This window comes from Stenotrophomonas sp. P5_A8, assembly GCF_056400545.1.
Window position 1 is genome coordinate 1 of sequence record NZ_JBFULB010000169.1, and the last position, 8,147, is coordinate 8,147.

Below are 8,147 nucleotides of genomic sequence, written 5' to 3' on the forward strand. Positions count from 1 at the left end.
GTCCAGTAGTGCCGGCCGCTGGCCGGCAACCCATGAAGCCATGCGCTCAAATCGCCCAGATGCCCGCGATCACCGCCACCACCAGACCCCACTTGATCACCTGATACGCCACCACGCTGCGCTCGCGCAGCGCCTTGGCCTTCAGCCGCACCTTGTAGACGCTGCCGAAGGCCTTGTTGACCCCACCGGTGGGATCACCCGGCAGGTTCGGCGAGGCGCCGCCGGCCAGCAGCGTGGAGGCCACCGCGCGGTTGAACAGGCTCGGCAGGCCGAAGCGCAGCGGGCGGGCGATGTCGCAGAACAGGATCACCCGATCGTCCGGGGTCTCGTTGTGCGCATGGTGGATGTAGGTCTCATCGAACATCATCCACTGGCCATYGCGCCAGCTCTTCCGGATGCCGTCCACTTCGATGTAGCAGGCATCATCGTTCGGCGTGGCAAGACCCAGGTGCAGGCGCAGCGAACCGGCGAAGGGATCGCGGTGCGGGCGCAGCTCGCTGCCCGACGGCAGCTGGGCGAACATCGCCGCGCGCACGTCCGGCAGCGATTCCAGCAACGCGGTGGTCTGCGGGCACAGCGCTTTGGCCGACGGGTGCGAGGGGCCGTACCACTTCAGGTAGAAGCGCTTCCAGCCACGGCGGAAGAACGAATTGAACCCGGCATCGTTGAACGTGCTGGACGCGGCGATCTTGTCCGCATCGCGCAGGGCCAGGGCTTCGTCGCGGATCATCTGCCAGTTCTGGCGCAGCGGCTCCAACTGCGGGAATTCCTTGCCCGGGTCCAGGAACGGCGTGGTCGGCACTTTGGAAAACGCGTACATGATCACGTTGATCGGAGCCATGAAGCTGGAGTGGTCCAGCAACTGGCGCGACCAGCGCGCGCGGACCTTGCCGCGGTAATGGATGTACAGCACGCAGGCGATGAACAGCACTGCCAGCACGATCTTGATCATCAGTCTTCCTCCGGCAGGGCCGGAACCGAAAAGGTGGGGGCGATGCACGGCAGGAGCCGGCATCGATAAGGCGGCAGGGGGCGGGGACGTGCCGGAGTGGGGGGCGGCCGCCGATGGCGCAGATAACGGCATATGGTCGGCAGAGCCCGCCTCCCGGTCAAGCACGGACTGGGGGGTGGCCAGCGCGGCGTGGCTGAACCAAGCGCCTAGACTGTCCCGATGCACGGACCTGCCCACAACGATCCCTACCCTCCCCTCAGCCAGGCCTACCAAGCATTTTTCGATCCGGTCGCCGGTGCGGCAGCCCCTCGCGCGTGCCGCGTCGACGGCCCGTCCGGCGTGCTGCAGCTGGACCGCCATGGCCCCGCCGACGCCGCCATGAGCGTGGTGCTGGTGCATGGCGCCGGCGGCTACGGACGGATGTTTGCGCCGCTGGCACAGCGGCTGGCGGTGGCCGGCTACGAAGTGTTGGCGCCGGACCTGCCGGGCTACGGGCTCAGCCCGGCACGCTGGCCGCAGGTCGATTACGCGGCATGGAAGCACCGCCTGCTCGCACTGATCGAAGCCGAGCATGCACAGCGCGCCCGGCCATTCGTGCTGCTGGGCGCGAGCATCGGCGGCTATCTGGCCTACCTGGTGGCGGCCGAATCGCCCAGAGTGCACGGGCTGGTGGCCACCACCCTGGCCGACCCGCGCGATCCGGTCGTGCAGGCGGCGCTGGTGCGCCAGCCCTGGATGCGCCGGTTGCTGCCTGCCCTGCGTCCCCTGAGCCGGGTGACCCGCGGGCTGCGCATCCCCGTGCGCTGGTTCACCCACATGCAACGGATGTCGCGCAATCCCGCGCTATCGGCGCTGGTATGCCGCGATCGGCTGGGCGGTGGCAACCGGGTACCACTGGGCCTGCTGGCGTCCCTGTTCGACACCCCGCCGGCACGGGAACCAGAACAGTTCACGCGATGCCCGGTGTTGATGGTCCATCCCGCCCGCGACGCGTGGACACCCGTAGAGATCAGCGACCGTTTCTTCAACCGGTTGGCCGTCCCCCGCGAGCGGGTGCTGTTGGCCGAATGCGGCCACTTCCCGATCGAGCAGCCCGGCCTGGACCAGTTGCGCGACGCACTCCTTCCGTTCCTCCAGCGCATTGCCCAGACCCCCGTCTCCCAAGCGTCTGATTGAAAACAACATTCCTTCAAACGATACAAGTTTGTCCGCTTCGGCGTGACGAACTGTTCCACACCGGGCTACGACATTTCTCCGACAAACGCTGGATTGGTGTACCGGCGAGTACTAAAATTAACGAAATCTTAGTAATCACCCTTCAGTAGCACCGGTACGCCTGACGCATTGCGCCGACCGCCGGGTCGCACAGACCCCTATGAACACTCTCGTTGCCTCGTGTGTCGATGACACCGCCCCCGCCGAGCTGCTCAAGCGCGGCGAACGCCTGCTTGAACCCGATGTCTACCGCACCTGCCTCAACGGCCAGCCGGCGGTGGTCAAGGACTACACCCGTTACCGCGGCACGCCGCTGTCGCCGCTCGCGCGCCTGCTGGTCCGCCGCGAGGCGCGCATCCTGCAGCGCCTGAGCGGCTGGAAGCATGCCCCTGCCCTGCTGGGCACCGTCGGCGGCCTCGCGCTGGGCATGGAATTCATTCCCGGCCAGACCCTGAGCGCGGCCCAGTCGGTGGGCGTGGAGGTCTTCGAACAGCTGCAGTACGCGCTCACCCGCCTGCATGCGGCCGGCATCACCCACAACGACCTGCACGGCACCAACGTCATGGTCAGCGGCGGGGTGCCGGTGTTGGTGGACTTCACCTCGGCCTGGCGCAGCCCGCGCTGGCTGCCGGTGCACCCGGTCTCGCGCCAGCTTCGCCGCAGCGACATGAAGAACCTGCTCAAGATGCGCCAGCGCCTGACCGGCGAGCGCCCCAGCGCGTCGGAGGCTGCGCAGGTGGCCGACCCGCGCTGGGTGGCGGCCGTGCGCGTGGGCTGGAAGCGCTTCTACCGCTGGTTCAAGGGCCACGCCTGAGCGTGGCCATCCGGCGCGCTTACAGCGCGTCGGCGTCCAGCTCACCGGTGCGGATGCGCACCACGCTGCCCAGGTCGTACACGAACACCTTGCCGTCGCCGATCTTGCCGGTGCCGGCGGCCTTGACGATGGCCTCCACTACTTCCTCGACCTGGCCGTCGGTGACCGCCACCTCGATCTTCACCTTGGGGAGGAAGTCGACCACGTACTCCGCGCCCCGATACAGCTCGGTGTGGCCCTTCTGCCGCCCGAAGCCCTTGACCTCGGTGACCGTGATCCCGGTGACGCCGCGCTCGGCCAGCGCTTCGCGCACGTCGTCGAGCTTGAACGGCTTGAGCACCGCCATGACCATCTTCATCTGATTGGCTCCTGTAATCGCGCAGCGAGGATAACGCCTGTCGGCCGGTGAACGCGATGCACCCGCCCAGTGCCGGCAGCCGCGCCGGGGATTATCCTTAGCGTATACCCCGCGGAGCACAGCATGATCGACCTCAACCACCTGGATGACCTGGCCCGCCGCCTGAGCGACATGGTCCCGCCGGGCCTGCGCCAGTCGCGCGAAGAACTGCAGGCCACCTTCAAGACCGCCCTGCAGGCCGGTCTGGGCAAGCTGGACCTGGTGACGCGCGAGGAATTCGACGTGCAGCGCGCGGTGCTGCTCAGGACACGCGAGAAGCTGGAGGCGTTGGAGAAGGTGGTGGCCGAACTGGAAGCGCGTGGGAGTGGTGCGTCAGGTGAGTAATCTGCGCCGGACCATACACGGGCAGCCCAGCGGGAGCCGCCCTGTTCAATAGCACCACGCTTCGACGCTGCCGACTTCGCATCCCCTGCCGATCCACCGTGCGGTGCCCAGCTCGGCATCGATCATGCGGCCCAGACGTGAGGCCGCTTCCAGCGCGGGCGTGCTCTTGCACCCTTCGTAGACCACCACCCGCTTTACCTTGCCCGCCCGGCTGACACTTATCCGGTAGGACGGCTGGTCGGTCATACCCTCAATGCAACCATCGTGGGGCGCGTACCGGCGCTGCAGCGAGAAGAAATCGGCGTCCTCGACCGCGGTCAGCAGTCGCTGCCAGTGCTCAGGGGCAATCGTTGCGTGGGCCACGCCGTGCTGCTGTACATATCCCTGGCCTATGAAGCGAACCGACCCATCGCTGGCCACGCTCACCTCATACACCGGACACGTGCCGTAGCAGGCACGCCGCTTGAGCGTGATCTGATCGATCAGGTCGGCCTCGCGGGGAGGCGTCTGCGGGCTGGAGCATGCCGCCAGCGCGAGCAGCAGCGCTGCACCGGAAGCGATGACGCCTCGCTTGAACAACCCGTATTCCTTTGCGTCCTGCAATTGCATCGGCATCGTCCTGCATCCCTGTCAGGAGCGACTTTAATGCATCCTTCGACCTGCAGTCGTTGACAGCTCACGCAGCGGCTTACGCGCCCCGCAATACGAACCGTTCAATCGCCAACGCCACGCCATCTTCGGCATTGGACGCGGTCTCAAAGCGCGCGGTCTGCTTCACCGCCTTGATCGCATTGCCCATCGCCACGCTGGTGCCGGCAAACTGCAGCATGGTCAGGTCGTTTTCCTGGTCGCCGAGCGCCATCACGTTGGCCGCATCCACGCCCAGGTGCTTGGCCAGTTTCTGCAGGCTCGGCCCCTTGCCCGCCCGATGGTCGAACACCTCCAGGAAGAACGGGGCGCTCTTGAGCACCGCGAAGCGATCGGTCAGTTCCGATGGCAGGCGTTTGATTGCCGCGTCCAGCACGTGCGGCTCGTCGATCATCATCAGCTTGATGAACTGCATCGCCGGGTCCATGTCCTCCACCCGCCGGTAAGACAGGGGCGCATGCGACAGGTGCGAGTCGGCCACGGTGTAGATGCTGATGTCCTGGTTGGGCGTGTAGATGCGCAGTCCATCCATCGCCTGGAAGTGGATGCCCAGATCGCGCGCGATGCGCTCGCAGAACATGAAGTCCTCGAAGCTCAGCGGGTACTCGACCACGCGCTGGCCGCTGCCGAGGTTCTCCACCACCGCGCCGTTRCAGGCGATGCAGAACTCCGCATCGCCCTCGATGCCAAGTTCGCTCAGGAACGGCGCCAGCCCGGACACCGGTCGGCCACTGGCCAGCACAACCCGCACACCCTGCGCGCGGGCTGCGGCAATGGCCTGCTTAACACGCGGCGTAAGCTGGTGGGCCGGGTTGAGCAGGGTGCCGTCCATGTCGATGGCGACGAGGTGGACCGGGTCGGGGCGGTGTTGCATATCCATCAGGTTCAATGTTCGGGCGGTGCAGGGGGATGTCCAGTCTAGCGGCAGCGCATGAACGTCCGCGACCGCAGAAGCCCGACGGTAGGCCGGTGCGAATGCCTACATACCGGCCTGCGCGCAGCCGCCATCATCGCCCCCATCCCAAGCAACCGTGGTAACCGCATGAGCCTGGCGCTCGTCCACAGCCGTGCCCGCGCCGGCGTCAACGCGCCCGCGGTGCGTATCGAAGTGCTGCTCTCCGGCGGGCTGCCGCACACCCAGATGGTGGGCCTGCCGGAAACCGCCGTGCGCGAATCGCGCGACCGGGTACGTGCGGCCATCGTCTGCTCGCAGTTCGAGTTTCCGCAGCGGCGCATCACCATCAACCTGGCACCGGCCGATCTGCCCAAGGAAGGTGGACGTTTCGACCTGGCCATCGCGCTGGGCATCCTGGCCGCCAGCGGGCAGATCGATGCGCAGGTGTTGTCGCGCTATGAGTTCCTGGGTGAGCTGGCCCTCACCGGTGAACTGCGTGGCATCAACGGTGTGTTGCCCGCGGCATTGGCCGCCGCCCGCCTGGATCGCACGCTGATCGTGCCGCCGGAGAACGCGGCCGAAGCCGGGCTGGCCGGGCATGCCGACGTGCGCGTGGCGCGCACCCTGTTGGAGGTCTGTGCCGGGTTGGGCGAACGCGAGCTTCCGCGCGCCATGCCGGTGGACATTGCCGGTTCGCCGATGGCGGACCTGCGCGACGTACGCGGCCAGCCGCTGGCGCGGCGCGCATTGGAAGTCGCCGCGGCAGGTGGCCACCATCTGCTGTTGATCGGCACGCCGGGATGCGGCAAGACCCTGCTGGCGTCACGGCTGCCCGGCATCCTGCCCGATGCAACCGACGCCGAAGCGCTGGAGACGGCCACCGTGACCGCTTGCGGTGGGCACGGCATCGACGCCGCGCGTTGGCGGCAACGGCCTTACCGATCGCCGCATCACACCGCCAGCGCTGCGTCGCTGGTGGGGGGCGGCTGTCACGAGTCACGATTAACGCGACTAGGTCATGAAATGCGCGACTGACATTAGCGAAAGCCCTCCGCTCTCAACCCTATTGGGCCAAGCCGATACAGCAACCATTGGGGTACTTTCCGGCGACAGATAGCTCTGATCCAGTCAACTGGCCATAGTGCCGCGCACCATCGTCCATGCGCGGCCGAACTGACAACGCCTTGACCAAGGCATACGCCTTCTGCGAAGACTGAGCGATTGCGCTACAACCCCGCGCCTAGCTATCAGAAACGGCCCAGTTCACGCCCCCAGTCCCCAATGGGTTTGAATTCAACGTACGCCGCCGATACTGCGCGAATTGCCCCTAGTTCTGCGGCTTCTCCATAGGTTGGGACATCTCCTTTGCAGTCAGATAGATAGTAGGGCGAACACCATAGTTTGTGCACTTTGGACAAACTATGGTGTTCTGCTCTGGGCGTACTGTCGATCAGGGGTTCCGCAGTGCTTCCAACGCGTCATCCAAGGCAGTGACTGCATCCACTACTGTTCGCACAGTAGCTCGGTCGAACTCGTGATCGCGCTGCGCGTCGTGCACGCCACTGTTCAGGTATCCCCATTCAATGCTCGCCCCGTTGACGCTAAGCAAAGCGGTAAGTGCGTCGACCGCTTGCTGTGCACCGGGATACTGCACCGCAACGCGAGCTACCGCTGATTTCAGCTTGCTGCATTTGTTGTTCAGTTCCCATGGCGAGCGAGGTCCGCCGAGCTTGATCTCAAGGCGCCCATCTCCCCGCCGGCTAAGCCATGTCCAGAGGCGGTCAGTCAAGCTTTCTAGCGCGGGCCGTGCCTGTCGCAAGGCCTCGCGCTTCTCATCGTCCGCCAGCGCCTGCTGGGCCAACAGTACGTAGTTCTTCGTCGGCGGGTCGCTGTCGACGCGCAGTTCGTGCTCACCCTGGTGCGGGAGGAACTTGTAGCGCTTGATCGCTCCGGCGCGGCGAGCGCCCAGTTCCTGCTGAATCCGGTGCAGAAACTCCTCGGCGTGCGAGGTGAGGATGACCTGCTTGCCGTCGAGCACGCCATCCTCGAAGAAGGTGCGCCAGATGCCGTCACGGTGGTCATCATCGATCGCGTTGACGACGTCGTCGAAGATGACCACGGGGCATCCCTGTGCGATGTTCTTGGCCAGCAGGATCGCCAGTCCCAGGCACTTGATGTGCCCCTCGCTAAAGACGACCAACGCGTCATAGCGCACGCCAGGTTCGCCGGTGAACTCGACTTCGATCTTGCCATTCTCGGCGACCGGCAGCCACAACGCATGCAGCAGGTCGCCGGGCGGATCGGCGCGGTTGAACGCGTTGTAGAGGTTGCGAGCCTGCTCTCCAAGGCCCTGGAGCAGCAGGCCCGGCAAGGCCGCCAGGTAGGCCTGGATCTCAGGCAGGTAGCCGCTGTAGGCGGCCTGGATGCGCTGGTGGTGCGCGATGACCGGCACTTCGGCCGCGGCAGCATCGATCAGGGCACGGTTGGCCTCAACGAACTGGGCCACGGTCTGCCGGGCGGTGGCCAGTTCCTGGTCTGCGGTCGTGCGCAGAGTCTTCAGCCGCTCGATCTCCAGCCGTTGCTGGTCCAAGACATCTCGTTCCTGAGCCAGCGCTCCACGCAAGGCATGTGCCTCGCGAGACTGCGCGTCGGCACGTTCGATGAACTCGGCGACCTGCAGCAGCGCAGTCCATCCGCGGCGGTCGCCATCGACCCATGCGCCCAGCCAGGCACCTGTGGCGGCTGGGGGCAGTAGAGGCAACGCCGCCGCCTGCAGCTGGGCAGGACACGCGGCTGCCGCCGCCGTGACCACGCGACGCATCTCCTCCCACAGCACCCGCACCGCCTCGCTCAGTTGCGTGCGCAAGCCGGCCTCTTGCTG

7 protein-coding genes and 2 pseudogenes are annotated in these 8,147 nt (G+C 66.1%); 4 read left to right on the forward strand and 5 right to left on the reverse strand.

The annotated features are described in order from the left end of the window. Positions 1–46: 46 nt before the first annotated feature. Positions 47–952, reverse strand: a complete 906-nt coding sequence (locus AC1DQP_RS12665; protein ID WP_478051715.1) for an aspartyl/asparaginyl beta-hydroxylase domain-containing protein — start codon at positions 950–952, stop codon at positions 47–49. A gap of 219 nt (positions 953–1,171) precedes the next feature. On the opposite strand from AC1DQP_RS12665, the gene AC1DQP_RS12670 reads away from it, so the two are divergent. Beyond that, entirely contained in the window at positions 1,172–2,128 is a 957-nt protein-coding gene (locus AC1DQP_RS12670; RefSeq protein ID WP_457318325.1) for an alpha/beta hydrolase, read from the forward strand. Between the two features lie 199 nt (positions 2,129–2,327). Next, positions 2,328–2,981: an RIO1 family regulatory kinase/ATPase domain-containing protein gene (locus AC1DQP_RS12675; protein WP_256774751.1), complete on the forward strand. Its 654-nt coding sequence runs from the start codon at positions 2,328–2,330 to the stop codon at positions 2,979–2,981. Positions 2,982–3,000: 19 nt separating this feature from the next. Here AC1DQP_RS12675 and AC1DQP_RS12680 read toward each other — a convergent pair whose 3' ends face one another. Further along, positions 3,001–3,339: a P-II family nitrogen regulator gene (locus tag AC1DQP_RS12680; RefSeq protein WP_038685739.1), complete on the reverse strand. Its 339-nt coding sequence runs from the start codon at positions 3,337–3,339 to the stop codon at positions 3,001–3,003. A 123-nt stretch (positions 3,340–3,462) separates the two neighbouring features. Here AC1DQP_RS12680 and ubiK point away from each other — a divergent pair, with 123 nt between their 5' ends. Then, positions 3,463–3,723: a ubiquinone biosynthesis accessory factor UbiK gene (gene ubiK / locus AC1DQP_RS12685; RefSeq protein ID WP_478051716.1), complete on the forward strand. Its 261-nt coding sequence runs from the start codon at positions 3,463–3,465 to the stop codon at positions 3,721–3,723. Between the two features lie 45 nt (positions 3,724–3,768). Here the strand turns inward: ubiK and AC1DQP_RS12690 are convergent, their stop codons facing one another. Then, positions 3,769–4,332 carry a DUF6438 domain-containing protein gene (locus tag AC1DQP_RS12690; RefSeq protein ID WP_457318328.1) on the reverse strand — a complete coding sequence of 188 codons (564 nt, stop codon included), beginning with the start codon at positions 4,330–4,332 and terminating at the stop codon, positions 3,769–3,771. A 79-nt stretch (positions 4,333–4,411) separates the two neighbouring features. After that, complete coding sequence (gene yidA / locus AC1DQP_RS12695; protein WP_478051717.1) at positions 4,412–5,251, reverse strand: sugar-phosphatase; 840 nt, start codon at positions 5,249–5,251, stop codon at positions 4,412–4,414. 162 nt (positions 5,252–5,413) lie between these two features. Here yidA and AC1DQP_RS12700 point away from each other — a divergent pair. After that, a pseudogene (locus AC1DQP_RS12700) lies at positions 5,414–6,259 on the forward strand (YifB family Mg chelatase-like AAA ATPase); the annotation flags it as partial. Between the two features lie 457 nt (positions 6,260–6,716). Here the strand turns inward: AC1DQP_RS12700 and AC1DQP_RS12705 are convergent. After that, positions 6,717–8,147, reverse strand: a pseudogene (locus tag AC1DQP_RS12705) (ATPase); the annotation flags it as partial.